19 protein-coding genes are annotated in these 26,067 nt (G+C 59.7%); 14 read left to right on the forward strand and 5 right to left on the reverse strand.

Annotated elements, in window-relative coordinates; genetic code table 11:
* Positions 1–46: 46 nt before the first annotated feature.
* From U6037_RS02685 to U6037_RS02700, 4 genes are all read left to right on the forward strand, one after another.
* Positions 47–2,359 carry a YgiQ family radical SAM protein gene (locus U6037_RS02685; RefSeq protein ID WP_322845712.1) on the forward strand — a complete coding sequence of 771 codons (2,313 nt, stop codon included), beginning with the start codon at positions 47–49 and terminating at the stop codon, positions 2,357–2,359.
* Positions 2,360–2,724: 365 nt separating this feature from the next.
* Positions 2,725–6,000 (forward strand): transglutaminase family protein, encoded by a 3,276-nt coding sequence (locus U6037_RS02690; RefSeq protein ID WP_322845713.1) that lies wholly within the window; start codon positions 2,725–2,727, stop codon positions 5,998–6,000.
* Positions 6,001–6,088: 88 nt separating this feature from the next.
* Positions 6,089–8,575, forward strand: coding sequence for a circularly permuted type 2 ATP-grasp protein (locus tag U6037_RS02695; protein ID WP_322845714.1), 2,487 nt, complete (start codon positions 6,089–6,091; stop codon positions 8,573–8,575).
* On the forward strand, positions 8,575–9,465 hold the full coding sequence (locus tag U6037_RS02700; protein ID WP_322845715.1) for a transglutaminase family protein: 891 nt from the start codon (positions 8,575–8,577) through the stop codon (positions 9,463–9,465). The genes U6037_RS02695 and U6037_RS02700 overlap by 1 nt, the downstream gene beginning before the upstream one ends.
* A gap of 209 nt (positions 9,466–9,674) precedes the next feature.
* Here U6037_RS02700 and U6037_RS02705 read toward each other — a convergent pair whose 3' ends face one another.
* Together U6037_RS02705 and U6037_RS02710 are read right to left on the reverse strand one after the other, a co-directional pair.
* Positions 9,675–9,872, reverse strand: a complete 198-nt coding sequence (locus tag U6037_RS02705; protein ID WP_322845716.1) for a hypothetical protein — start codon at positions 9,870–9,872, stop codon at positions 9,675–9,677.
* Positions 9,873–9,939: 67 nt separating this feature from the next.
* The gene (locus tag U6037_RS02710) at positions 9,940–10,527 is read right to left on the reverse strand and encodes a TIGR00730 family Rossman fold protein (protein ID WP_064117208.1); all 588 of its coding nucleotides are present in this window, start codon (positions 10,525–10,527) and stop codon (positions 9,940–9,942) included.
* Between the two features lie 340 nt (positions 10,528–10,867).
* Between U6037_RS02710 and azu the strand changes: the two genes are divergently transcribed.
* Positions 10,868–11,314 carry an azurin gene (gene azu, locus U6037_RS02715; protein WP_123470942.1) on the forward strand — a complete coding sequence of 149 codons (447 nt, stop codon included), beginning with the start codon at positions 10,868–10,870 and terminating at the stop codon, positions 11,312–11,314.
* 172 nt (positions 11,315–11,486) lie between these two features.
* On the opposite strand, the gene nadE is transcribed toward azu, so the two are convergent.
* From nadE to U6037_RS02730, 3 genes are all read right to left on the reverse strand, one after another.
* Positions 11,487–12,314, reverse strand: coding sequence for an ammonia-dependent NAD(+) synthetase (nadE, locus tag U6037_RS02720; protein ID WP_322845717.1), 828 nt, complete (start codon positions 12,312–12,314; stop codon positions 11,487–11,489).
* Positions 12,315–12,318: 4 nt separating this feature from the next.
* Positions 12,319–13,542: a nicotinate phosphoribosyltransferase gene (gene pncB / locus U6037_RS02725; protein WP_322845718.1), complete on the reverse strand. Its 1,224-nt coding sequence runs from the start codon at positions 13,540–13,542 to the stop codon at positions 12,319–12,321.
* Positions 13,543–13,755: 213 nt separating this feature from the next.
* Positions 13,756–14,658, reverse strand: a complete 903-nt coding sequence (locus tag U6037_RS02730) for a LysR family transcriptional regulator (RefSeq protein WP_322845719.1) — start codon at positions 14,656–14,658, stop codon at positions 13,756–13,758.
* Between the two features lie 163 nt (positions 14,659–14,821).
* Here U6037_RS02730 and U6037_RS02735 point away from each other — a divergent pair, with 163 nt between their 5' ends.
* The 9 genes from U6037_RS02735 to U6037_RS02775 all read left to right on the forward strand — a co-directional run bounded on the left by U6037_RS02735 (position 14,822) and on the right by U6037_RS02775 (position 26,019).
* Positions 14,822–16,312: an aldehyde dehydrogenase family protein gene (locus U6037_RS02735; RefSeq protein ID WP_322845720.1), complete on the forward strand. Its 1,491-nt coding sequence runs from the start codon at positions 14,822–14,824 to the stop codon at positions 16,310–16,312.
* Between the two features lie 171 nt (positions 16,313–16,483).
* Complete coding sequence (locus U6037_RS02740) at positions 16,484–17,767, forward strand: FAD-binding oxidoreductase (RefSeq protein ID WP_322845721.1); 1,284 nt, start codon at positions 16,484–16,486, stop codon at positions 17,765–17,767.
* A gap of 368 nt (positions 17,768–18,135) precedes the next feature.
* Positions 18,136–19,269 carry an ABC transporter substrate-binding protein gene (locus U6037_RS02745; RefSeq protein WP_038360427.1) on the forward strand — a complete coding sequence of 378 codons (1,134 nt, stop codon included), beginning with the start codon at positions 18,136–18,138 and terminating at the stop codon, positions 19,267–19,269.
* Between the two features lie 239 nt (positions 19,270–19,508).
* Complete coding sequence (locus U6037_RS02750) at positions 19,509–20,423, forward strand: ABC transporter permease subunit (protein WP_034151619.1); 915 nt, start codon at positions 19,509–19,511, stop codon at positions 20,421–20,423.
* Between the two features lie 3 nt (positions 20,424–20,426).
* Positions 20,427–21,728, forward strand: coding sequence for a high-affinity branched-chain amino acid ABC transporter permease LivM (gene livM, locus U6037_RS02755; protein ID WP_095047315.1), 1,302 nt, complete (start codon positions 20,427–20,429; stop codon positions 21,726–21,728).
* Entirely contained in the window at positions 21,725–22,597 is an 873-nt protein-coding gene (locus U6037_RS02760) for an ABC transporter ATP-binding protein (protein ID WP_016771916.1), read from the forward strand. The genes livM and U6037_RS02760 overlap by 4 nt, the downstream gene beginning before the upstream one ends.
* Positions 22,594–23,310 (forward strand): ABC transporter ATP-binding protein, encoded by a 717-nt coding sequence (locus U6037_RS02765; RefSeq protein WP_008078275.1) that lies wholly within the window; start codon positions 22,594–22,596, stop codon positions 23,308–23,310. The genes U6037_RS02760 and U6037_RS02765 overlap by 4 nt, the downstream gene beginning before the upstream one ends.
* Before the next feature lie 840 nt (positions 23,311–24,150).
* The gene (locus tag U6037_RS02770) at positions 24,151–24,915 is read left to right on the forward strand and encodes an SDR family oxidoreductase (RefSeq protein WP_007915905.1); all 765 of its coding nucleotides are present in this window, start codon (positions 24,151–24,153) and stop codon (positions 24,913–24,915) included.
* 198 nt (positions 24,916–25,113) lie between these two features.
* Positions 25,114–26,019 carry a cation diffusion facilitator family transporter gene (locus U6037_RS02775; RefSeq protein ID WP_322845722.1) on the forward strand — a complete coding sequence of 302 codons (906 nt, stop codon included), beginning with the start codon at positions 25,114–25,116 and terminating at the stop codon, positions 26,017–26,019.
* Positions 26,020–26,067: the final 48 nt, after the last annotated feature.

A 26,067-nucleotide genomic window follows, 5' to 3' on the forward strand; every position in this document is an offset into this window, starting at 1 on the left:
CTATATTCCGCGCCCGCGATTTTTCACTTCAACACCGGTCGTCGACATGCAAGCAGCCAAGCCGTTATTTGACTATCCAAAATATTGGGCCGAATGTTTCGGACCAGCGCCATTCCTGCCGATGAGCAGGGAGGAGATGGATCAGCTTGGCTGGGATTCGTGCGACATCATCATTGTTACCGGTGATGCCTACGTCGATCACCCGTCGTTCGGCATGGCGATCATTGGCCGGCTGCTGGAGTCCCAGGGCTTCCGCGTCGGGATCATTGCGCAGCCGAACTGGCAGTCCAAAGACGACTTCATGAAGCTCGGCGAGCCGAACCTGTTCTTCGGCGTTGCAGCGGGCAACATGGACTCGATGATCAACCGCTACACCGCGGACAAGAAAATCCGTTCCGACGACGCCTATACGCCAGGCGGCATGGCCGGCAAGCGTCCGGACCGCGCGAGCCTGGTTTACAGCCAGCGCTGCAAGGAAGCCTACAAGCACGTGCCGATCGTACTTGGCGGCATCGAAGCCTCGCTGCGCCGCATCGCCCACTACGATTACTGGCAGGATCGCGTGCGTAACTCGATCCTGATCGACGCCAGCGCCGACATCCTGCTCTACGGCAACGCCGAGCGCGCGATCGTCGAAGTCGCCCAGCGTCTGTCCTATGGTCACAAGATCGAAGACATCACCGACGTGCGCGGTACCGCCTTCATCCGTCGTGACACGCCGAAAGACTGGTACGAAGTCGACTCGACGCGTATCGACCGTCCGGGCAAGGTCGACAAGATCATCAACCCGTACGTGAACACTCAGGACACCCAGGCCTGCGCCATCGAGCAGGAGAAGGGGCCGGTCGAAGATCCGCAGGAAGCCAAGGTCGTACAAATCCTGGCCAGCCCGCGCATGACCCGTGACAAGACCGTGATCCGCCTGCCATCGGTTGAAAAGGTCCGTGGCGACGCCGTTCTGTATGCTCACGCCAACCGCGTGCTGCACCTCGAAACCAACCCGGGCAACGCCCGCGCGCTGGTGCAGAAGCACGGCGAAGTCGACGTCTGGTTCAATCCGCCGCCGATTCCGATGACCACTGAAGAAATGGATTACGTGTTCGGCATGCCCTACGCGCGCGTTCCGCACCCGGCGTATGGCAAGGAGAAGATCCCGGCCTACGACATGATCCGTTTCTCCGTGAACATCATGCGTGGCTGCTTCGGCGGCTGCACTTTCTGCTCGATTACCGAGCACGAAGGCCGGATCATCCAGAACCGTTCCGAAGAGTCGATCATTCGCGAAATCGAAGAGATCCGCGACAAGGTGCCAGGCTTCACCGGCGTCATTTCCGACCTCGGCGGCCCGACCGCGAACATGTACCGCATCGCCTGCAAAACGCCGGAAATCGAATCCGCGTGCCGCAAGCCGTCCTGCGTGTTCCCGGGCATCTGCCCGAACCTGAATACCGACCACTCGTCGCTGATTCAGCTGTACCGCAGCGCCCGTGCGTTGCCGGGTGTGAAGAAGATTCTGATTGCCTCCGGTCTGCGCTACGACCTCGCGGTCGAGTCGCCGGAGTACGTCAAGGAGCTGGTGACCCACCACGTCGGTGGCTACCTGAAGATCGCCCCGGAACACACCGAGGAAGGTCCGCTCAACCAGATGATGAAACCGGGCATTGGCAGCTATGACAAGTTCAAGCGCATGTTCGAGAAGTACACCAAGGAAGCGGGCAAAGAGCAGTACCTGATTCCGTACTTCATCGCCGCCCACCCGGGCACCACCGACGAAGACATGATGAACCTCGCGCTGTGGCTCAAGGGTAACGGCTTCCGCGCCGACCAGGTGCAGGCGTTCTACCCGTCGCCGATGGCCACCGCCACCGCCATGTATCACTCGGGCAAGAACCCGCTGCGCAAGGTCACTTACAAGAGTGACGGCGTGACCATCGTCAAGAGCGAGGAGCAGCGTCGTCTGCACAAGGCGTTCTTGCGTTACCACGATCCGAAAGGCTGGCCGATGCTGCGTGAGGCGCTGATCCGCATGGGGCGTGCTGATCTGATTGGTTCGGGTAAGGATCAATTGATTCCGACCCACCAGCCGTCCACCGACAGCTACCAGAGCGCCCGTCGCAAGAACTCGACGCCAGCCGGCAGCCATAAAGTGGCGAAGGAAGGCAAAGAGAAGACCACCAAGATTCTCACTCAGCACACCGGCCTGCCGCCGCGTGCCAGTGATGGCGGTAATCCCTGGGACAAGCGTGAACAGGCCAAGGCTGCGGCGTTTGCCCGTAACCAGCAGGCTGCCAAGGAACGCAAGGACGCCGCGAAAGGCAAAGGGCCGAAGCCGACCCGCAAGCCGGTCGTACCTCGCTAAGTTGCTTTTTAGTTGAACAGAACGCCAACCTTCGGGTTGGCGTTTTGCATTTCAGGCCTCAGGAAATGTGGTGATTCAACTGGCCACATCGCTGGCAAGCCAGCTCCCACAGGGTTTTTTAGTGGCCACCGATCTCTGAGCGACAGAGAAACCTGTGGGAGCTGGCTTGCCAGCGATGGGGCCAGCTCAAACACGTTATCAACACCTGCTCGCCACATTTAGGCGCAACTTCGCCAAACCATTTCCTCGCGCCGCCCGATTTTGGTGCTGTACTGCCTTAAGCATTCCGGGAAAGCGCCCAAGTCCTCTGCATGGCATAAGTCTTGCGCGCTTTCGAATACGCTTAGGCTCGCAGGAGGCACGCCGTGTCGATTCATGTCGCATTGCATCACGTCACGCATTACCGCTACGACCGCGCTGTCGAACTCGGCCCGCAGATCGTTCGCCTGCGCCCGGCTGCCCACAGCCGCACGCGGATTCTGTCGTATGCGCTGAAAGTCTCGCCCGAGCAGCATTTCATCAACTGGCAGCAGGACCCGCAGGGCAACTATCTCGCGCGGCTGGTGTTCCCCGAGAAAACCAATGAATTGCGCATCGAAGTCGATCTGCTCGCCGAAATGGCCGTGTTCAACCCCTTCGATTTTTTCCTCGAACCCTACGCCGAGAAAATCCCTTTCTCCTATGCAGCCGATGAGCGCAAGGAACTGGCGCCGTACCTCGAAACCCTGCCACTGACACCCAAATTCAAAGCCTATCTGGACGCCATCGACCGCACGCCATTGCCTGCGGTGGATTTTCTGGTGGCGCTCAATCAGCGTCTGAGCGAAGACATCGGCTATCTGATCCGCATGGAGCCGGGCGTGCAGACCCCGGAACACACCCTCGAACACGCCTCGGGTTCCTGCCGGGATTCGGCGTGGTTGCTGGTGCAACTGCTGCGTAACCTCGGCCTGGCAGCACGATTCGTCTCCGGCTACCTGATTCAACTGACCGCCGATGTGAAAAGCCTCGATGGCCCGTCCGGCACCGAAGTGGATTTCACCGACCTGCACGCCTGGTGCGAGGTGTATCTGCCGGGCGCCGGCTGGATCGGTCTGGATGCGACGTCAGGGCTGTTTGCCGGCGAAGGGCATATCCCGTTGGCGTGTAGTCCCGATCCGTCCTCGGCGGCGCCGATCAGTGGCTTGGTCGAGCCTTGCGAGTGTGAGTTCAGCCACGAAATGTCGGTGGAGCGGATCTGGGAGGCGCCGCGCGTCACCAAGCCCTATACCGATGAGCAATGGCTGGCGATTCAGGCGCTCGGTCGGCAGATCGATGCCGACCTGTTGGCGGATGATGTGCGCCTGACCATGGGCGGCGAGCCGACTTTCGTGTCCATCGATGACCCGGACGGCGCCGAGTGGAACACCGCTGCGTTGGGTGACGATAAACGTCGACTGTCCGCCGAACTGTTCCAGCGCATGCGCAAGCACTACGCGCCGAAAGGCCTCGTGCATTTTGGTCAGGGCAAGTGGTATCCCGGCGAGCAACTGCCGCGCTGGTCGCTCAATTGCTATTGGCGGCGCGATGGCGTGCCGATCTGGCACAACGACGCGCTGATCGCCGATGAGCAGCAGGATTACGGCGCCAATGGCGAACTGGCCGGGCGTTTTCTGGGCAGTGTCGCCGAACGCCTGAAACTGCCTGCACGCTTTGTCTTTCCGGCCTACGAAGACAATTTCTATTACCTCTGGCGCGAGGGCACATTGCCGAGCAATGTCAGCGCCGAAGATTCGCGTCTGGAAGAACCGCTTGAGCGCGCACGCCTGCGCAAGGTCTTCAGTCAGGGCCTGAACAAGGTGATCGGCCAGGTGCTGCCGCTGGCGCGCACGGCCAAGGGCGACCAATGGCAGAGCGGGCGCTGGTATCTGCGTGAGGAGCATTGCCGTTTGATCCCGGGGGATTCGCCGCTGGGCTATCGCCTGCCACTGGGGTCGCAGCCATGGGTGAAGGCCGCCGAGTATCCGTTTATTCATCCACAGGATCCGAATCAGGATTTCCCCGAGCTGCCACACCCCGCGCAGCTCAACAGCCCGGGCGAAGCGGCGACGACTGACGAGCGCGTGCCGAAAATCGACGAATCTGCCGATTGGCTGACCCGCACTGCGTTCTGCGCCGAGGCGCGTGAAGGGCGTTTGTACCTGTTCATGCCGCCGCTGGAGCGGGTGGAGGATTATCTGGAACTGGTGGCGGCCATCGAGGCCACCGCCGAAGAACTGCATTGCCCGGTGTTGCTCGAAGGCTACGAGCCGCCGAGCGATCCACGCCTGAGCAACTTGCGCATCACTCCGGATCCGGGGGTGATCGAGGTCAACGTGCAGCCATCGGCGACATGGGACGAACTGGTCGAGCGCACCGAGTTTCTTTATGAACAGGCGCGCCAGACGCGGCTGACCACCGAGAAATTCATGATCGATGGTCGGCACACTGGCACCGGCGGCGGGAACCATTTTGTTCTCGGTGGCGCGACGCCGGCGGACTCCCCGTTTCTGCGTCGCCCCGATCTGCTGCGCAGCCTGATCAGTTACTGGCACAACCATCCGTCGTTGTCCTATCTGTTTTCCGGACTTTTTATCGGCCCGACGTCTCAGGCGCCGCGTGTCGACGAGGCGCGCAATGACGCGCTGTACGAACTGGAAATCGCTTTTGCGCAGATGCCCGAACCGGGCGAGGAGTGCGCGCCATGGCTGGTCGATCGACTGCTGCGCAACCTGCTGATCGACGTCACCGGCAACACGCACCGCGCCGAATTCTGCATCGACAAACTCTATTCGCCGGACGGCGCCACCGGGCGTCTTGGCTTGCTGGAACTGCGCGCCTTTGAAATGCCACCCCACGCGCGCATGAGCCTGGCTCAGCAGTTGTTGCTGCGGGCGCTGGTCGCACGGTTCTGGCGCGAACCTTATGCGCCACCGAAACTGGCGCGCTGGGGCACCGAACTGCACGATCGTTTCCTGCTGCCGCACTTTATCGAGCAGGATTTCGCTGACGTCATCGTCGAACTCAACAACGCCGGTTACCCGCTGCGCGCGGAATGGTTTGCCGCGCATATGGAGTTTCGTTTTCCCAAGGTTGGCGATTACGCCGTCAATGGCATCGAACTGGAGCTGCGTCAGGCGCTGGAACCGTGGCATGTTCTGGGCGAGGAGGGTGCGGCAGGCGGCACAGTGCGTTACGTCGATTCATCGCTGGAGCGCTTGCAGGTCAAACTCAAAGGGCTGCCGCCGCAGCGCTATCTGCTGACCTGCAATGGTGTCGCGGTACCGTTGCACCCTACCGGGCGGGTGGGCGAGTTCGTTGCCGGTGTGCGTTATCGCGCGTGGCAACCGGCCAACTGCCTGCAACCGACCATACCCGTGCACGCACCGCTGGTGTTCGACTTGCTCGACACCTGGATGGGCCGCTCGCTGGGCGGTTGTCAGTACCATGTCGCGCATCCGGGCGGGCGCAATTACGAGACGTTGCCGGTCAACGCCAACGAAGCGGAGAGCAGGCGGATGGCGCGGTTCTTCCGCGTCGGACACACGCCGGGGAAACTTCCGATACCGAACGTAGAAATCAGTGACGAGCTACCGATGACAATCGATTTGCGACGTTTCTAAGGCCTACGCGACACGCGGATTTTTCGTATATCCGCGCGTCATGTGCCTGCGTTAGTCTGACCGTTCCTTGCTGTCTGCCGAGCTTTCCATGCCTGACCTGCTAGACCGCTACCCGCTTACGGCGGGCACTTATCACGAACTGCTCGACGGCAGTGGCGCGGTGCGCCCGCATTGGCAGCGGCTGTTCGATCAGTTGCAGCGCAGCACGCCGGCACAACTGGTGCAGCGGCAAGCCTTGCTGGCGCGGCAGATTCAGGAAAACGGCGTTACTTATAACGTTTATGCCGACCCGAAAGGCGCGGATCGCCCGTGGGAGCTGGATCTGCTGCCGCATGTGATTGCGGCGGATGAATGGCGGCAATTGTCGGCAGGCATCGCTCAGCGCGCGCGACTGCTCAACGCCGTGCTGGCGGATTTGTACGGGCCGCAGCGCTTGATCAGCGAAGGCCTGTTGCCGGCTGAACTGGTCTTCGGGCACAACAATTTTCTCTGGCCCTGTCAGGGCATCGTTCCCCCGGAAAACGCCTTCCTGCATCTGTACGCGGTGGATCTGGCGCGCACGCCGGATGGGCGTTGGTGGGTGACCGCCGATCGCACACAAGCGCCTTCGGGCGCCGGGTATGCCCTGGAAAACCGCACCATTGTGTCGCGCGCCTTTCCCGAGTTGTACCGGGATCTGAAGGTGCAGCATCTGGCCGGGTTTTTCCGCACGTTGCAGGAAACCCTCGCGCGACAGGCACCGTGTGACGATGACGCACCGCTGGTGGTGCTGCTCACGCCGGGGCGTTTCAACGAAAGCTATTTCGAGCATTTGTATCTGGCTCGCCAGCTCGGTTACCCGTTGGTCGAGGGCGGAGACCTGACGGTGCGCGACGCCACGGTCTATCTGAAAACCCTCAGTGGCCTGCGTCGGGTACACGCGATCATGCGCCGTCTCGACGACGACTTCTGTGATCCTCTGGAGCTGCGCACAGACTCTGCGCTCGGCGTGCCCGGGCTGCTCGAAGCGGTGCGTCAGGGCCGCGTACTGGTCGCCAACGCGCTGGGCAGTGGCGTGCTGGAGTCACCGGGACTGCTCGGGTTTCTGCCGAAGATCAATCAATTCCTGTTCGGCGAAGACCTGCTTCTGCCGTCGATCGCGACGTGGTGGTGCGGCGAGGCGCCGGTATTGGCGCAAGCCCTGGAAAAACTTCCCGAGCTGCTGATCAAGCCAGCCTTCCCCTCACAAAGCTTCACACCTGTGTTTGGCCGTGATCTGAGTGAAAAGCAGCGTCAGGCGCTTGCCGAGCGCATGCAGGCGCGCCCTTACGCCTACGTCGCGCAAGAATTGGCGCAGCTGTCGCATGCGCCCATCTGGCAGGCCGAAAACGGTCAACTGCAACCGCGTGCGATCGGCATGCGCATGTACGCGGTGGCCAGTGGCGAGGATTATCGCGTGCTGCCCGGTGGCCTGACCCGGGTGGCCGCCGATGCCGATGCCGAAGTGGTGTCGATGCAGCGCGGCGGGGCGAGCAAAGACACTTGGGTATTGGGCGATCGTCCGCCCAGCGGCGAACAGTGGAAGACTCAACGCAACGTCGGCGTCCACGATCTGGTACGGCGCGACCCGTACCTGCCCTCACGGGTAGTGGAAAACCTGTTCTGGTTCGGCCGTTACTGCGAACGCTGTGATGACAGTGCACGGCTGCTGCGGATCGTGCTCGCGCGGTATGTCGATGGCGATGACCCGCAAGCGCTACAGGCGGCGGTCGATCTCGGTGAGCGACTGACGCTGTTACCGGACGAAGGCGAATTGCCGGAGCGCTTGCTCGCAGCACTGCTCGGCGAGGACTGGTCGTTCAGTCTGCGATCCAACCTGCAACGCTTGCAGTGGGCGGCCTCGCAGGTACGCGGCAAGCTCTCGCGGGAGAACTGGCAGGCGCTGGTGGAGTTGCAGCGTGAAGCAATGGAGCTGGACACGGAGGAACCCGACTTCGGCGAACTGCTGGATTTCCTCAACCGCTTGGTGATGTCGCTGGCGGCGCTGTCAGGTTTTGCCCTCGACGACATGACCCGGGACGAGGGCTGGCGCTTTCTGATGATCGGCCGACGCATCGAGCGGCTGCAGTTTCTCAGCAGCAGCCTTGCGGCTTTTCTGCGTGGCGCCGGAGCGTTCGATCAGGCGGGTCTGGAGTGGCTGCTGGAGCTGGGCAACAGCAGCATCACCTATCGCTCACGTTATCTGGCGGTGGCGCAGCTGATTCCGGTGCTCGACCTGTTGTTGCTTGATGAGCAAAACCCGCACGCGGTGTTGTTTCAATTGAAACTGGTGACCCGCACGTTGAAGCGTTTGAACGATGATTTCGGTGTGCCACGGGAAGCGTGGCTGCCACAACTGGTCGAGCGTCTGGCGCGATTCGATCTGGGCTGTCTGGAGAATCCGTTGTTCGGTGAGACCAGCGTACGAGCGGCGCTCAATGGTCTGGCGGATCTCCTGCAGGACATTGCCGACGCCAGTGGTCAGGTCTCGGATCGTCTGGCCCTGCGCCATTTCGCCCATGTCGATGACGTCAGCCAACGCACGGTGTCCGTCTGATGAATGCTCGATACCAGATCTTCCACGACACCTGTTACCACTACGACAGCCCGGTATCCCTGGCGCAACAACTGGCGCACTTGTGGCCGCGTGAATGTGCCTGGCAGCGCTGTACCGAACAGCAATTGCTCATCAGCCCGGACCCGACAGCGCGGCGCGATGAGCTGGATGTATTCGGCAATCCGTTGACCCGACTGGCCTTTGAGCGGCCGCATGACGAATTGCAGGTCAATGCACAACTCACCGTTGAAGTGCTGGCGCGGCCGACGCTGGATTTCAATCAGTCACCCGCCTGGGAGTTGACCCGCGATGCGCTGAGCTACAGCAGTCAGCCGTTGGCCGCTGAGTTGCTCGAAGCCTGCCGTTACCGGTTCCAGTCACCCTACGTGCATTTGAAGCGCAGCTTCGTCGAGTTCTCGCAAAGCTGCTTCCCGGCGGGCCGCCCGTTGCTGTTGGGTGTGCAGGACTTGATGCAGAAGATCTTCAGCGAATTCACCTTCGATGCCGAGGCGACCCAAGTGGCGACGCCCTTGGTGGAAGTGCTGGAGCGGCGACGCGGGGTGTGTCAGGACTTCGCGCACTTGCTGTTGGCCTGCGTGCGTTCGCGAGGGCTGGCGGCGCGATATATCAGTGGTTACCTGCTGACGCAGCCGCCACCAGGACAACCACGCTTGATCGGTGCTGATGCTTCGCATGCCTGGGTTTCAGTTTTTTGTCCGGTGCTGGGCTGGGTGGATTTTGATCCGACCAACAATGTGCGGCCGGCGCTGGAACACATCACGCTGGCGTGGGGGCGGGACTTCTCGGATGTTTCGCCGCTGCGCGGGGTGATTCTTGGCGGTGGCAATCACGACCCGGAAGTCCGCGTTACCGTGATGCCCCTGGATTAACGCAGATCAAACTGTAGGAGTGAGCCTGCTCGCGATAGCGTCAGGTCAGTCAACTTACATGTGGCTGATACACCGCTTTCGCGAGCAGGCTCGCTCCCACATGGGAATTGGGTGCACTTGGGAATGGAAGGCTGCGAGGGCCGGCAGTGAAACCGCCAGCCCCGTCACAAATCCGCAGGGTCTGATTCGATGATCAAACCCGGTGGGGTTCAGGCGTCGGGCGCCTGATCTTTCGGTGTTTCAGTTGCTTGGGTTGCATCAACATCATCTTCCGTTGCCACTTCACCCTCAGGGTTCAGTGCTGCTTCTTCAGCGGTTTGTTTCTTGCGCTGAAGCTTTTCCTCTTTCTTCTGTTCCTTTGCCAGGTCTCGTTGACGTTTGGCGAAGGAGTAATTGGGTTTGGCCATGGGCGTTCCTCTTGGTCGAAGGTGAGGTTGAGCGGCGCGTATTCTGCCCTGTATCGGTGCCCGGCAGTTAGCCGGGTTTTTGGTCGACCCACTTGGGCGTGACGGTCGGCTTCCAGTTATCCAAGGCATCGAGCAGTGTTTGCGGCGATTCGCTCACTTGCAGCATGTCACGGTGTGGCGCGCGAACGAAGCCTTCGCCGACGATATGGTCAAGAAATGCAGTGAGTTTGCTGTAGAAACCGTTCACTTCGAGCAGGCCCAGTGGTTTGCCGTGGTAGCCGAGCTGGCCCCAGGTCCAGACTTCGAACAGCTCTTCCAGCGTACCGAGACCACCGGGCAGAGCGATAAACGCATCACTCAGCTCAGCCATGCGCGCCTTGCGCGCGTGCATGCCATCGACCACTTCCAGGCGCGTCAGGCTTTTGTGACCGATTTCCTTGTCCATCAGGCTCTGCGGAATGATGCCGATCACTTCACCGCCAGCGGCCAGCGCGGCGTCGGCGACAATGCCCATCAAGCCCACAGCACCACCGCCGTAGACCAGGGTCAACTTGCGTTCAGCCAAGGCCCGGCCAAGGGCGATGGCGGCTTCGGTGTAAGCCGGATCAGTGCCAGCATTGGCACCGCAAAATACACATACGGATTTCAGAGACATGCCTTCCTCCTGGGTCAATCCGTCACAGGGTAATGGCTGGCACGCCGTGATCCAAGGCCTAAACTTCGCGTTCAGGCGATTCAAAGGTACCGCTGGCGCCACAGGCGTAGGCGGCGAGCAAACTGTACAACAGACCGTTAAAGAACATGACAGGCACTCCGTCTCAGTAGATGCGCCGATCATAGGGCCGGCCGGGGAATCTGGCCGTTAGATTGTGTCGATGAGTGTCATAGCCTGAAAGTTGTATACAATTTTTGACTCAAGTCATAGGAACTTGCGAAGATTTCAGGCAGTCTTTCCACCATTCGTGTTTTTGTTAACCCTGCCTTGGAGATTCACCATGTTTTCCAAAGTTGTTGCGGTATCCCTGCTGGCGCTGGCCAGCAGCCAATTGATGGCTGCCGAGTGCAAAACCACCGTTGACTCCACCGATCAGATGTCCTTCAACACCAAGGAAATCGTGATCGACAAGAGCTGCAAGACCTTCACCGTCGAACTGACCCACTCCGGCAGCCTGCCGAAGAACGTGATGGGCCATAACCTGGTGATCAGCAAAGAAGCTGACATGCAGCCGATCGCTACCGACGGTCTGGCCGCTGGCATCGACAAGAACTACCTGAAAGACGGCGACGCTCGCGTGATCGCCCACACCAAAATCATCGGCGCCAAAGAAACCGATTCGCTGACCTTCGACGTGTCGAAGCTGAACGCCGCTGAAAAATACGGCTTCTTCTGCTCGTTCCCTGGCCACATCTCGATGATGAAAGGCACGATTACCGTTAAGTAAGTACGCCAATCGCGTCATCGTTCTTCGCGAGCAAGCTCGCTCCCACAGGTTCGCGCCGTCAATGTGGGAGCGAGCTTGCTCGCGAAGGGGCCATCGACATCAACTGATGTCTGGGCCAAAGAAAAGCCCGCTGAGGACCACTCCTCAGCGGGCTTTTTCATGCCATCAGCACTTACGGCGCAAACGGCATCACACGCTTGTGATGAGTTTTGTTGTAGGTCGCAACGATGATGTCGAACGCTTCCTGACGCACCGGTTCGCCGTGCAGGAACGCATCGATCTCGGCATAGGTCACGCCGTGGGACGCTTCGTCTGGTTTCCCTGGCGACAGGTCTTCCAGATCCGCCGTCGGGATTTTCTCGACCAGCGACTCCGGCGCACCAAAGCTGCGCGCAATCGCCCGAACCTGGTTTTTCACCAGACCGCTGAGCGGTGCCAGATCGCAGGCGCCGTCACCGAACTTGGTGAAGAAACCCATCACCGCTTCCGCCGCATGATCGGTGCCGATCACCAGACCATGCGCCGCGCCGGCGATGGTGTACTGGGCGACCATGCGCATGCGTGCCTTGGTATTGCCGAGCACAAAGTCCACCGACACCGCGTGCTTGCCTTCAAACGCCGCCACTTCACTGGCCAGCGATTTCACCGCCGGGCCGATGTTGACCGTGTGGCGTTCGTCCGGGGCAATGAAATCCACCGAAGCCTGGGCGTCGTGCTCGTCGAACTGGGTTTCGTAAGGCAGGCGCACGGCGATGAATGTGTAGCTGTTGTCGCCGGTCTTGTCGCGCAGCTCACGCATCGCGCGCTGGGCCAAGAGACCTGCGGTCAGCGAGTCGACGCCGCCGCTGATGCCCAGCACCAGTGTCTTGAGCCCCGAATTGACCAGGCAATCCTGAATAAAGGTAATGCGCCGGGCGACTTCGGCCTGCAGAGCCTTGTAGTCGGCGAACGGCGGTTGCACCTTGAGCTGCTGCGCAATCTCACGCTGTACGGCTTGCATGAATTCACTCCTTGCTAGATAGACTGGAATCGGCAGGAACCTGGAACACGTGTCGCAAATAGGCGACGAAATTCGGGTCTTTGCAGTGGGACTTGCCTGGCTCGTCGGAGATCTTCGCCACCGGTTGGCCGTTGCAGGCAGTCATTTTAAGCACGATGCTCATCGGTTCGACACCCGGAATGTCACAGGTGAGGTTGGTGCCGATGCCGAAGCTGACGTTGATCCGACCGTGCAGCGCGCGGAAGATCTCCAGCGACTTGGGCAGGGTCAGGCTGTCGGAGAACACCAGGGTCTTGCTCATCGGGTCGATGCCAAGCCTGTGATAGTGCGCGATGCATTTTTCGCCCCACACCACAGGATCGCCGGAGTCATGGCGCAGGCCATCGAACAGCTTGGCGAAGAACAGATCAAAATCGCCGAGGAAGGCATCGGTGGTGATGCAATCGGTGAGCGCGATCCCCAGTAAACCGCGATATTCACGGACCCAGCAATCGAGTGCGGCGATCTGGCTGTCGATCAGCCGTGGACCGAGTTGTTGATGGGCCATGATCCATTCGTGGGCCATGGTACCCAGCGGTTTCATGTCCAGTTCGCGGGACAGGTGCACGTTGCTGGTACCGACAAAACGTCCGGGGAAATCGTGCTTGAGTACATTCACCACTTCAGCCTGCACGCCATACGAAAAGCGTCGACGGGTGCCGAAATCGGCGACTTGCAGTTGCGATAACTCATCGGCCGAAGCGTTGGCGGTCAGCCAGTCGAATTTGCGATAGAGCTGCTCGCGGGCCTGTTCAAGCACTGTTTCACGATAGCGATAGCGGTTGCGTACTTCGCTGACGATCGCCAGCAACGGCACTTCGTAGAGGATTACGTGCAGCCATGGTCCACGCAGGCGGATGAACAACTCGCCGTTTTCGATACCGGTATGCACATAGCGCAGGTTGAAGCGGAACAATCCGAGGAAACGCAGGAAGTCTGGTTTGAGGAAACTGATCCGCTCAAGGAAACTCAGTTGGTCGGCGCTCAGGCTCAACTCGGCCAGACGCTCGATCTGGTAGCGGATCTCGGCCAGATACGGGCGCAGATCCTCGCTGTTACGGCAACGAAACTCCCATTCGACTTCAACGTTGGGGTAGTTGTGCAGCACCGCCTGCATCATTGTCAGTTTGTAGAAGTCGGTGTCGAGCAGGTTCTGCACGATGCGATCGGCAAACACACTCTCGCTCATAACGGGGTCTCCAGGTGCGCCGCGCGCTGGCGCGGTCTCAATCAATGGCGCTAGTGGCGCATATCCGGGACGAAGATTGCCAGCAGTTTTTTAAATCACCGCAGAACCCTTGTGGGAGCGAGCCTGCTCGCGAAGGCGTCATTTCAGTCAACATTGATACTGAATGTGCCGGCCTCTTCGCGAGCAGGCTCGCTCCCACATTTTTCAATCGAGTCAAATTTCCGGGCTGTCGATCTGTTCGAGCATCCACTTCACAAAATCACGCACCTTCGGCACTTCCGCCGCATGCTCCGGGTACGCCAGGTAATAGGCATCAGTGCTGGGCATGGCATGCTCAAAGGGAATGACCAGTTTGCCGTCGGCCAATTCCTCTTCCACCAGAAATCGCGGCAACAACGCCACGCCACAGCCGACCTGCGCGGCACGGATGCACATATAAAAGGTTTCGAAGCGCGGCCCGTGGTAGCTGTGCTCGGTCTGGTAACCCTGGCTGTCGAACCAGTCGTGCCAGGCCTGCGGGCGCGAGGCATTTTGCAGCAGCACCAGATCGGTGAGTTGCGTCGGATCAGTGAACGGCGTGTCCGGCAGGCTGCCCGGGGCGCAGACCGGCACCAGCTCTTCGCCGAACAACTTCAGGCATTCAGTGCCGGGCCGTGAGCCCTGACCGAAGTAGAACGCCAGATCACTGCGCCCTTGCAGCAGATCATCCGCCTCCTGTTCGTTGCACAAATCCAGATGGATCGACGGATGGCGCAAGCGCCAGCCTTTCAGGCGCGGCACCAGCCAGCGGGCGCCGAAGGTCGAGGGTGTAGAAACACGCAGGACTTCGGTTTCGCCGCCGTAGGAACGCAGGTAATGCGTCGACATCTCCACTTGCGAGAGGATTTTTCGTACTTCAACCAGGTACAAATCCCCGGCCGGGGTCATCTGCAAGCGCCGCCGCACCCGGCGGAACAACAAGTGTTGCAACAACTCTTCAAGCTGCGCGACCTGTTTGCTCACCGCACTCTGGGTCAGGTTCAGCTCCTCAGCGGCGCGAGTGAAACTCAGGTGCCGGGTCACGGCCTCGAAGCACTGCAACGCGGTGATCGAGGGCAAGTGGCGTTTGTTCAGCATGGCCGATCCTTTTCTTGTCTTTCTGTGCGCAGCATGAATAAACGGAATGATATCTCGCGTAAAGGTCGTTTGTTGCCTCGTCATTGTGACGCTACAACTAAAGGCCTGCCCGGTCGCGAAAAAGCGTCCGCACACATTCAGTTTTTTGTTTGAGGAGTGACCCATGGTTGCCGCATTGCTTGATCGTCTAGGTGTGACCCCGGCCCTTTATCAGAACGGCAAAGTGCCGGTGCACTCGCCGATCGACGGCAGCCGCATCGCCGCGGTCAACTGGGAAGGCCCGGCCGAAGTCGAGCAGCACATCAGTCGCGCAGATCATGCGTTCGAGCAGTGGCGCAAGGTGCCGGCCCCGCGTCGCGGCGAGCTGGTGCGTCAATTCGGTGAAGTGCTGCGCGAATACAAGGCTGATCTTGGCGAGCTGGTTTCCTGGGAGGCCGGCAAGATCACTCAGGAAGGCTTGGGTGAAGTGCAGGAGATGATCGACATCTGCGATTTCGCCGTCGGCTTGTCCCGCCAGCTGTACGGTTTGACCATTGCCTCCGAGCGTCCGGGCCACCACATGCGTGAAACCTGGCATCCGCTGGGCGTGGTCGGGGTGATCAGCGCGTTCAACTTCCCGGTGGCGGTGTGGGCGTGGAACACCACGCTGGCGCTGGTCTGCGGCAACCCGGTGGTGTGGAAACCGTCGGAGAAAACCCCGCTGACCGCACTGGCCTGTCAGGCACTGTTCGACCGCGTGGTGAAGAACTTCACCGATGCCCCGGCGAACCTTTGCCAAGTGATTATTGGTGGCCGCGATGCCGGCGAAGCGTTGGTCGATGACCCGCGTGTCGCGCTGATCAGTGCCACTGGCAGCACGCGCATGGGCCGCGAAGTGGCGCCGAAAGTCGCCGCGCGTTTTGCCCGCAGCATTCTGGAACTGGGCGGCAACAACGCGATGATCCTCGGCCCAAGCGCCGACCTCGACATGGCGGTGCGTGCAATTCTGTTCAGCGCCGTCGGCACTGCCGGTCAGCGCTGCACCACGTTACGTCGTCTGATCGCCCATGAGTCGGTCAAGGAAGAGATCGTCACCCGCCTTAAAGCCGCGTACTCGAAAGTGCGCATCGGCAACCCGCTGGAAGGCAATCTGGTCGGTCCGCTGATCGACAAGCACAGCTTCGAAAACATGCAGGACGCGCTGGAGCAGGCATTGAGCGAGGGCGGCCGGGTGTTCGGCGGCAAGCGTCAGCTCGAAGATCAGTTCCCCAACGCCTACTACGTCTCGCCGGCCATCGTTGAAATGCCGGAGCAGAGCGACGTGGTCTGCAACGAAACCTTCGCACCGATTCTGTACGTGGTCGGTTACAGCGATTTCCAGGAAGCGCTGCGCCTGAACAACGCCGTGCCACAAGGTCTGTCGTCGTGCATCTTCACCACTGACGTGCGTGAAGCCGAGCAGTTCATGTCGGCGGTTGGCAGCGATTGTGGCATTGCCAACGTCAACATCGGCCCGAGCGGTGCCGAAATTGGCGGTGCGTTTGGTGGCGAGAAAGAGACCGGTGGTGGTCGTGAGTCCGGCTCGGACGCATGGCGCGCTTACATGCGCCGTCAGACCAACACCGTGAACTACTCGCTGGAGTTGCCGCTGGCGCAGGGCATCACCTTCGACTGACTGCTCCCATCAAATGGAGATCCCCTGTGGGAGCGAGCCTGCTCGCGAATGCGGTGAGTCAGTCGACTTAGATGTTGGCTGATACGCCGCTTTCGTCGGAACGCCGCCCGGAGCAAGCTCGCTCCCACAGGATCAGCACTGTGTTTGGCAGGTTTCTGTTGGAGTCTGGCAATGCCGTTACGCGAAGAATGTCTGTGGGAAAAACTCACGCCGCAAAGGCCGGATAACTCGGCGCTCAAGGGCGAAATCAAGGTCGATGTCTGCGTGATCGGCGCCGGGTTCACCGGGTTGTCGGCGGCGCTGCATCTGTTGGAAAAAGGCAAAAGCGTCTGCGTGCTGGAAGCGCATCGCGCCGGTCACGGCGGCTCCGGGCGCAACGTCGGGCTGGTCAACGCCGGCATGTGGATTCCACCGGACGAGATCGAAGCCGGGTTTGGCGAAGCGGTCGGCAGTCAGCTCAACCGCATGCTCGGGGCCGCGCCGGCGCTGGTCTTCAGCCTTGTGGACAAGTACAACATCGATTGCCAGTTACGCCGCGAAGGCACGCTGCACATGGCGCACAACGCCAAGGGTGAAGCAGATCTGCGCAGTCGTGAACAGCAATGGAAACGCCGGGGTGCACCGGTCGAATTGCTCACCGGCAAGGCCTGCGAGCAAGCCACCGGCACGCAAAAGATTGCCGCCGCATTGCTCGATCGTCGCGCCGGTACGCTCAACCCGATGGCCTACGTCACCGGGCTGGCCAATGCCGTGATCAGTCTTGGCGGGCAAATGTTCGATCATTCACCGGTCACTCGCCTTGAACGTCAGGGCGCGAAATGGTCGGTGCAGACTGAGCACGGATCCGTGCTGGCCGAGCAAGTGGTCATCGCCTCCAACGCCTACACCGAAGGCGACTGGACCGAACTCAAGCGCAACTTTTTCCCCGGTTATTACTATCAGGTCGCTTCGGTGCCGCTGACCGAAGACGCCGCTCAGGAAATTCTTCCGGGCGGGCAGGGCTCGTGGGATACACGGCAGGTACTGAGCAGCATTCGCCGCGACAAAGAAGGGCGGTTATTGCTGGGTAGCCTGGGCAACGGCAATCAGAAACCGACGTGGTTTCTCAAGGCCTGGGCCGATCGCGTGCAGCAGCACTATTTCCCCAATCTGAAGGCGGTCGAATGGGAGTGCACCTGGACCGGGCGCATTGCGTTCACCCCCGACCACCTCATGCGCCTGTTCGAACCGGCGCCGGGACTGGTGGCCGTCACTGGCTACAACGGTCGCGGGGTCACCACCGGGACCGTAGTCGGCAAAGCCTTTGCCGACTACCTGTGTAACGGCAATTCACAAGCCCTGCCGATTCCCTTCGCACCGATGCAGCCCTTGTCGGGTGTCGGCTTGCGCAGTTGCCTGTACGAGGCCGGTTTTTCTCTGTATCACGCGGGCCAGTGCCTGCGCATCGTGATTTGAGTGTTGAAATATGTTGCCGGAAGCGGCGCTTTTCGATGCAGCGACTAGCCTGTAATGGTGCGGGTTGTAGCAGTCCCGCACCAGCAGTGTGCAGTTCGGTGACGCGCGCTGTTACAGGCTGGTTGCACGTTGTTTGGCGCCGCGGTTGCAATGATGGCGCGTGCGGGTTGCGCCTGAAAAAATAAATGGTTTCACCTTCCGCGGTTTAGACGGTTGCACGCCCAATGAAAATGGGAACGAAACAGTCGAAATAACAAGAAAGCAGCGACTTTTTGAAGAATAAAAAACCGATGGCACGGCCCTTGCTCTCAGCATTCAGTGAAGTGAAGTCGCAGTGCCAACTAAAAAAAACCTTGGAGCACCACCTCATGTCCCAGACGTTTTACAAGAAAGGCTTTCTGGCCCTCGCAGTGGCTACTGCGTTGGGTGTTTCTGCGTTTGCTCAAGCCGATGTGAAAATCGGTGTAGCGGGTCCAATGACTGGCGCCAACGCGGCATTTGGCGAGCAGTACATGAAGGGTGCACAGGCAGCGGCTGACGCGGTGAACGCGGCGGGCGGCGTCAACGGGGAAAAGATCGTACTGGTCAAGGGCGATGACGCCTGCGAACCGAAGCAGGCCGTGACGGTCGCCAAGGACCTCACCAACCAGAAAGTCGCCGGCGTGGTCGGTCACTTCTGCTCTTCTTCGACCATTCCAGCGTCGGAAATCTATGACGAAGCCGGGATCATCGCGATCACTCCGGGTTCGACCAACCCGCAAGTCACTGAACGTGGCCTCAGCGCCATGTTCCGTATGTGCGGGCGTGATGACCAGCAAGGCATCGTGGCCGGCGACTACATCGTTGATGTGCTCAAGGGCAAGAAAGTCGTTGTGCTGCACGACAAGGACACCTACGGCCAAGGCCTGGCGGATGCCACCAAGGCACAACTGGTCAAGCGCGGCGTGACGCCGGTGCTATACGAAGGCCTGACCCGTGGCGAGAAAGACTTCAGCACCATCGTCACCAAGATCCGTGGCGCTGGCGCGGACGTCGTCTACTTCGGCGGTCTGCACCCGGAGGCCGGCCCGCTGGTTCGCCAACTGCGTGAACAAGGCCTGAAAGACGTCAAGTTCATGTCCGATGACGGCATCGTGACTGACGAACTGGTGACCACCGCCGGTGGTCCGCAATTCACCGATGGCGTGCTGATGACCTTTGGCGCCGACCCGCGTCTGTTGCCTGAGAGCAAGACCGTAGTGGACGCTTTCCGCAAGGCCGGTACTGAGCCTGAGGGCTACACCCTGTACGCCTACGCTTCGGTGCAGACCCTGGCTGCCGCGTTCAACGGCGCGAAGTCCAACAAGGGTGAAGAGGCCGCAGCCTGGCTGAAGAAAAATCCGGTGAAAACCGTGATGGGCGAAAAAACCTGGGATTCCAAGGGCGACCTGAAAGTCTCCGACTACGTGGTTTACCAGTGGGACAAGGACGGCAAATATCACCAGCTGGAAAAACAGAAGTAAGGGCTGACGCGATCAGTTGATCCCACGGTTCCTTTGTAGGAGTGAGCCTGCTCGCGATGACGGAGTTACAGGCAACACATGTGTTGAATGTTAATCCGCTATCGCGAGCAGGCTCACTCCTACAGGGGGCGGTGGTGACGGGTGAATCGTGGCTGACATTGCTCCGACGTAAATCTGTATTTTTCCTAGAAGAACCGCACACCCCAGGTGTGCAGGTTCTCACTGCGTGAGATTGCGTTATGGATGGTATTTTCCTGCAGCAACTGGTCAACGGCCTGACCCTCGGGTCGGTCTATGGCCTGATCGCCATCGGCTACACAATGGTCTATGGCATCATCGGCATGATCAACTTCGCCCACGGCGAGGTTTACATGATTTCTGCTTACCTGGCGGCAATCAGTCTGGCTCTGCTGGCTTACTTCGGTATCGAATCCTTCCCGCTGCTGATGCTCGGCACCCTGATTTTCACCATCGTGATCACGGCGGTGTATGGCTGGGTCATTGAGCGAGTCGCTTACAAACCCCTGCGCAACTCCACCCGACTGGCCCCGTTGATCAGCGCCATCGGTATCTCGCTGATCCTGCAGAACTACGCACAGATCGCCCAAGGCGCCAAGCAACAGGGCGTGCCAACCCTGCTGAGCGGTGCATGGCGTGTCGAAGTCGGTACCGGCTTCGTGCAACTGACCTACACCAAAGTCTTCATTCTGGTAGCCGCGTTCGTCGGCATGGGCCTGCTGACCTACGTCATCAAGTACACCAAGCTCGGACGCATGTGCCGTGCGACCCAGCAAGACCGCAAGATGGCTTCGATCCTCGGCATCAACACCGACCGGGTCATTTCCTATGTGTTCATCATCGGTGCAGCCATGGCGGCGCTGGCCGGCGTGCTGATCACCATGAACTACGGCACTTTCGACTTCTATGCCGGCTTCATCATCGGCATCAAGGCGTTCACCGCGGCGGTGCTTGGCGGGATCGGTTCGCTGCCCGGGGCCATGCTCGGCGGGATCATCCTCGGCATTTCCGAGTCGCTGTTCTCCGGTCTGGTCAACTCCGACTACAAAGACGTGTTCAGCTTCTCGCTGCTCGTACTTGTTCTGGTCTTCCGGCCGCAGGGCCTGTTGGGCCGTCCTCTTGTGTCGAAGGTGTAAGCGATGTCTTCAACCACTCAAAAATCCATCGATATCAAAAAAAGCCTGGTTGAGGCGATTCTTGCCGGCCTGATTGCCCTGATCGTTTTCGGCCCGATTGTCGGCGTTGTGCTCGAGGGTTACAGCTTCAACCTCGAGCCGACCCGCGTGGCCTGGATCATCGGCATTGTCATGATCGGCCGCTTTGCCCTCAGCCTGTTCCTGCAAACGCCCAAAGGCCTGAAAATTCTCGACGGATTCGAAAGCACCGGTTCCGGTGTGCATGTGTTGCCTGCCGATCACAAATCCTCGCTGCGCTGGATCATCCCGCTGCTGATTGTGCTGGCGGTCATTGTTCCGTTTGTCTCCAACTCCTATCTGCTCGGCGTGGTCATCCTTGGGTTGATCTACGTGTTGCTGGGGCTGGGGCTGAACATCGTGGTCGGTCTGGCCGGTCTGCTCGACTTGGGTTACGTGGCGTTTTACGCCATCGGTGCCTACGGTCTGGCGCTCGGTTATCAATACCTCGGTCTGGGCTTCTGGACGGTGTTGCCGCTGGCGGCGATCACTGCCGGTCTTGCCGGTTGCATTCTCGGTTTCCCGGTGTTGCGTCTGCACGGCGACTATCTGGCAATCGTGACTCTGGGCTTTGGTGAAATCATTCGCCTGGTCCTCAACAACTGGTTGTCGCTGACCGGCGGCCCGAACGGCATGCCGGCGCCATTGCCGACGTTCTTCGGTCTGGAGTTCGGCAAACGGGCGAAGGATGGCGGGGTGCCGTTTCACGAGTTCTTCGGCATCGCCTACAACCCGGACGTGAAGTATTACTTCATTTACGCGGTGTTGTTCCTCGTGGTATTGGCCGTGCTGTACATCAAGCATCGGCTGGTGAAAATGCCGGTCGGTCGCGCTTGGGAAGCCTTGCGTGAAGATGAAATCGCCTGCCGCTCGATGGGGCTCAACCACGTGCTGGTCAAACTCTCGGCGTTCACCATCGGTGCATCGACCGCAGGTCTGGCCGGGGTGTTTTTCGCCACCTACCAAGGCTTTGTCAACCCGACCTCGTTTACCTTCTTCGAATCAGCGTTGATCCTTGCCATCGTTGTGCTCGGCGGCATGGGCTCGACCATCGGCGTGGTAATCGCCGCGTTCGTGCTCACCGTCGCTCCGGAACTGCTGCGCGGCTTCGCTGAATATCGCGTGCTGCTGTTCGGCATCCTGATGGTGTTGATGATGATCTGGCGACCACGCGGGCTGATCCGCATCAGCCGTACCGGGGTCACTCCACGCAAAGGTGCCATTCACTATGAGAGGACTGCGCCATGAGTGAAGTCGTACTCTCTGTTGAAAAACTGATGATGCATTTCGGTGGCATCAAGGCCTTGAGCGATGTCAGCCTGAAGGTCAAACGCAACTCGATCTTCGCCCTGATCGGCCCCAACGGCGCCGGCAAGACCACGGTGTTCAACTGCCTGACCGGGTTCTACAAAGCCACCGGCGGCAAGATCGAACTCAATGTGCGCGGCCAGCAGACCAACGTCATCCAGTTGCTGGGCGAGTCGTTCAAACCGACCGATTTCGTCTCGCCGAAATCTTTCCTCAGCCGCATGTACTACAAGATGTTCGGCGGTACGCACCTGGTGAACCGTGCGGGGCTGGCGCGGACCTTCCAGAACATTCGCCTGTTCAAGGAAATGTCGGTGCTGGAAAACCTGCTGGTGGCCCAGCACATGTGGGTCAACCGCAACATGCTCGCCGGCATCCTCAATACCAAGGGCTACCGCAAGGCGGAGAGCGATGCGCTGGATGTTGCGTTCTATTGGCTCGAAGTGGTCGATCTGGTGGACTGTGCCAACCGTCTCGCCGGTGAACTTTCCTACGGCCAGCAGCGCCGTCTGGAGATTGCCCGGGCCATGTGCACGCGGCCGCAGATCATCTGCCTCGACGAACCGGCCGCTGGCCTCAACCCTCAGGAAACCGAAGCGCTGAGCGCGATGATCCGGCTGCTGCGCGATGAGCACGATCTGACCGTGGTGCTGATCGAACACGACATGGGCATGGTTATGAGTATTTCCGACCACATCGTGGTGCTGGACCACGGCATCGTCATCGCCGAAGGCGGGCCTGAAGCGATTCGTAACGACCCGAAAGTGATTGCCGCCTATCTGGGCGCCGACGAGGAGGAGCTGGTATGACGCAACCGATCCTCGAACTCAAAGACCTCGACGTGTTCTACGGGCCGATCCAGGCGCTCAAAGGTGTTTCGCTGCAGATCAACGAAGGGGAAACCGTCAGCCTGATCGGCTCCAACGGCGCCGGCAAATCAACGTTGCTCATGTCGATCTTCGGCCAGCCACGGGCGGCCGGCGGGCAGATCATTTATCAGGGTGTCGACATCACCCAGAAGTCCTCTCACTACATCGCCTCCCACGGCATTGCGCAGTCGCCGGAAGGGCGGCGGGTGTTCCCCGACATGACCGTCGAGGAAAACCTGCTGATGGGCACCATCCCGATTGGCGACAAGTACGCCAAAGAGGACATGCAGCGCATGTTTACGCTGTTTCCACGGCTGGAAGAGCGGCGTACCCAGCGGGCGATGACCATGTCCGGCGGTGAGCAGCAGATGCTTGCGATTGCCCGCGCGTTAATGAGCCGGCCAAAGCTGTTGCTGCTCGACGAGCCGAGCCTGGGCCTGGCGCCGATCGTGGTGAAGCAGATCTTCGCGACCCTGCGCGAACTGGCAAAAACCGGCATGACCATTTTTCTGGTCGAGCAGAACGCCAACCATGCGCTGAAACTGTCTGACCGGGCGTATGTGATGGTCAACGGCGAGATTCGCCTGACGGGCACGGGTAAAGAGCTGTTGGTGAATGAGGAGGTGCGTAACGCCTATCTGGGCGGGCACTGACTTTTCCAGCGTCAAACACAGCCCCGGCGACGCAAGTCCCGGGGCTTTTTATATCTCAAACCCACCACAAATTCCCTGTAGGAGTGAGCCTGCTCGCGATCGCGTTTTCCCATTCGCCATCACCGGTGACTGATACACCGCTATCGCGAGCAGGCTCACTCCTACAGTTGATCTGCGCCAGAATCCAGAATTGTGGAAAACAAATTCCCCAAGCTGTCAAAGCGCGACATATAGACGCTGCAAATGGCTGTTTTTCCACAGTTTTGACTTGTCCCCGGTTACTGTGGAGCTGGCTGTGAATAACGTGGGTGTATCTGGCTGCACGCCTTGTAAAACGTGGCTTGCACGTGTGTGGTTGTTTTTTGATCAGGCGTTTTTGCGGGAGCGTAAGACGTCGTTGTCAACCTTTTTCTGGGTGATGCCTCAGCGGCCATTCCGTGTGAACAATCCTGTGGATAAGTCTGTGATTAAACTCTGGAAAGACTGCGCTGAGGGCCGTAATTGCTGGCCTCGCGCAATCACTGTACTGACTGATCAGTCGTGCAAAATGCCATGTCCCGCACATCTGCCACTTCAGGGTCAAGCAAAAAACTTTCTATTTCGCCCGCAAAGCCTTGTGTGGCGCGGCTTTGCGCATTTCCAGTTGCCCCCGGAAACTGTGGAAGGGGCTGTGGATAACATGCGTGCACATGGCTACAGGCCACGGCGGCTGTGGCGCCGGCGGGGTTGGATGTTTTTTGTACACTTTGTAGCAGTTGCCCGTGAGTGCCGGGCCGGGCATGCTGCCTGCTGATTTTCTATTCCAAGGGCTGCCCTGGCGGCCGAAGCAAGGAGAACACGATGTCCAACACCCTGTTTATCACCGGCGCGACGTCCGGATTTGGTGAAGCCTGTGCCCGCCGTTTTGCCGAGGCTGGCTGGAAACTGGTGCTGACCGGTCGTCGTGAAGAACGCCTCAATGCGCTGTGCGCCGAGCTGTCGAAGCAGACCGAAGTGCATGGCCTGGTGCTCGATGTGCGTGATCGCAAGGCGATGGAGGAGGCAATTGCCAACTTGCCACCATCGTTCGCCAAGCTGCGTGGCCTGATCAACAACGCAGGTTTAGCCCTGGGCGTGGACCCGGCGCCGAAGTGCGATCTGGACGATTGGGACACCATGGTCGACACCAACGTCAAAGGCCTGATGTACGCCACGCGCCTGCTGCTGCCGCGCCTGATCGCCCATGGCCGTGGCGCCGGCATCGTCAACCTGGGTTCCATCGCTGGCAACTATCCGTATCCGGGCAGTCATGTGTATGGCGCGACCAAGGCGTTCGTTAAACAGTTCTCGCTGAACCTGCGTTGCGACTTGCAAGGTACGGGCGTGCGGGTCAGCAACATCGAGCCGGGTCTGTGTGAGAGCGAGTTCTCGCTGGTGCGCTTTGCTGGTGATCAGGAGCGTTACAACGCGACTTATGCGGGTGCCGAGCCGATCCAGCCGCAGGACATTGCCGAGACGATTTTCTGGGTGATGAATGCGCCGGCGCACATCAACATCAACAGCCTGGAGTTGATGCCGGTGAGCCAGACTTGGGCGGGTTTCGCCATTGAGCGGAACAAGGCCTGACACCGCGTCACGGCCAATCGCTGGCAAGCCAGCTCCCACAAGTACCGAGTCGCTCACAAGATTCGTGTGCACCGATAACCCTGTGGGAGCTGGGTTGCCAGCGTGAGGCCAGAACTGGCAATAAATCCCGATAAGGTAAACTCCCCTCGCAACAACCCAACCGCACCCCGCGGTTTTCAAGGTTTTCGAGGAGTCAAAGTGAGTAACCGAGCTGAGCAGGCACTGCTCAAACAATCGACCATTCTGATGTTGGCTGTGGCGATTGCCGGGATCGTCACCGGTTTTGTTTCAGGTTCGCAATCCATCCTTTTCGATGGTTTTTTCTCGCTGATCGCAACGTTCATCAAAGTTCTGATGCTGATCACTGCCAAGCTGATCGCCAAGGAAAGCAATCACCGTTTCCAGTTCGGTTTCTGGCATCTGGAGCCGATGGTGCTGCTGATCGAAGGCAGCTTCCTGATGTTGATCGCGATCTACGCGTTCCTCAACGGCGTGTTCGGCATCATCAACGGTGGCCGCGAGATCGAGTTGGGCCTGGTGATCATTTATGCGGCGGTGTTTACCGTTGTCGAGTTCGCCTACTTCTTCTACGTCCGGCAGCGTAACCGCAAGCTCAAATCCAGCCTGATCCAGTTCGACAACATCAGCTGGCTGGTGGACGCGATGCTATCCGTGGGCTTGTTGATCAGTTTCCTTGCGGCGCTGCTGTTGAAATCGCAGGGTTATGGTCAGTGGGCGGTGTATGTCGACCCGTTGATCCTGATCGTGCTGGCGCTGACCATGTTGCCGCCGGCGTTCAAGATCCTTGGCCCGGCCTTACGCGATGTGCTGGGGATCGCGCCGGACACACTGGATGATCAGGTGCGCCAAGTGATGGAGGCGGCGAAAACCGAGCATGGTTTCGACGATTACGTGTCGTACGTGCAGAAGCACGGGCGGGCACGGTTTATCGAAATTCACGTGGTGTTGCCGGCGGATTATGCGTTGAGCAATGTCGGACAGCTGGATGCGTTACGCGAAGAGATTTCGGCGAAGCTGGGCAAACCGGATGCGGCGCGCTGGTTGACCATCAGCTTTACCGGGGACAAGAAGTGGATCGCCTAGCGACCGCATAACGGCTAATCGCGAGCAGGCTCACTCCTACATTTGGAA

Source organism: Pseudomonas sp. B33.4, from assembly GCF_034555375.1.
Classification (GTDB): Bacteria; Pseudomonadota; Gammaproteobacteria; order Pseudomonadales; family Pseudomonadaceae; genus Aquipseudomonas.

Bases quoted from the DNA above. Each gene is read 5' to 3' on its own strand.
- U6037_RS02700 (WP_322845715.1), top strand. From the start codon at position 8,575: ATGAATGCTCGATACCAGATCTTCCACGACACCTGTTACCACTACGAC.
- U6037_RS02730 (WP_322845719.1), bottom strand. From the start codon at position 14,658: ATGCTGAACAAACGCCACTTGCCCTCGATCACCGCGTTGCAGTGCTTC.
- U6037_RS02770 (WP_007915905.1), top strand. From the start codon at position 24,151: ATGTCCAACACCCTGTTTATCACCGGCGCGACGTCCGGATTTGGTGAA.
- U6037_RS02710 (WP_064117208.1), bottom strand. From the start codon at position 10,527: ATGTCTCTGAAATCCGTATGTGTATTTTGCGGTGCCAATGCTGGCACT.
- U6037_RS02750 (WP_034151619.1), top strand. From the start codon at position 19,509: ATGGATGGTATTTTCCTGCAGCAACTGGTCAACGGCCTGACCCTCGGG.
- U6037_RS02695 (WP_322845714.1), top strand. From the start codon at position 6,089: ATGCCTGACCTGCTAGACCGCTACCCGCTTACGGCGGGCACTTATCAC.
- nadE (WP_322845717.1), bottom strand. From the start codon at position 12,314: ATGCAAGCCGTACAGCGTGAGATTGCGCAGCAGCTCAAGGTGCAACCG.
- U6037_RS02685 (WP_322845712.1), top strand. From the start codon at position 47: ATGCAAGCAGCCAAGCCGTTATTTGACTATCCAAAATATTGGGCCGAA.
- pncB (WP_322845718.1), bottom strand. From the start codon at position 13,542: ATGAGCGAGAGTGTGTTTGCCGATCGCATCGTGCAGAACCTGCTCGAC.
- U6037_RS02745 (WP_038360427.1), top strand. From the start codon at position 18,136: ATGTCCCAGACGTTTTACAAGAAAGGCTTTCTGGCCCTCGCAGTGGCT.
- U6037_RS02765 (WP_008078275.1), top strand. From the start codon at position 22,594: ATGACGCAACCGATCCTCGAACTCAAAGACCTCGACGTGTTCTACGGG.
- livM (WP_095047315.1), top strand. From the start codon at position 20,427: ATGTCTTCAACCACTCAAAAATCCATCGATATCAAAAAAAGCCTGGTT.
- U6037_RS02760 (WP_016771916.1), top strand. From the start codon at position 21,725: ATGAGTGAAGTCGTACTCTCTGTTGAAAAACTGATGATGCATTTCGGT.
- U6037_RS02735 (WP_322845720.1), top strand. From the start codon at position 14,822: ATGGTTGCCGCATTGCTTGATCGTCTAGGTGTGACCCCGGCCCTTTAT.
- U6037_RS02740 (WP_322845721.1), top strand. From the start codon at position 16,484: ATGCCGTTACGCGAAGAATGTCTGTGGGAAAAACTCACGCCGCAAAGG.
- U6037_RS02705 (WP_322845716.1), bottom strand. From the start codon at position 9,872: ATGGCCAAACCCAATTACTCCTTCGCCAAACGTCAACGAGACCTGGCA.
- azu (WP_123470942.1), top strand. From the start codon at position 10,868: ATGTTTTCCAAAGTTGTTGCGGTATCCCTGCTGGCGCTGGCCAGCAGC.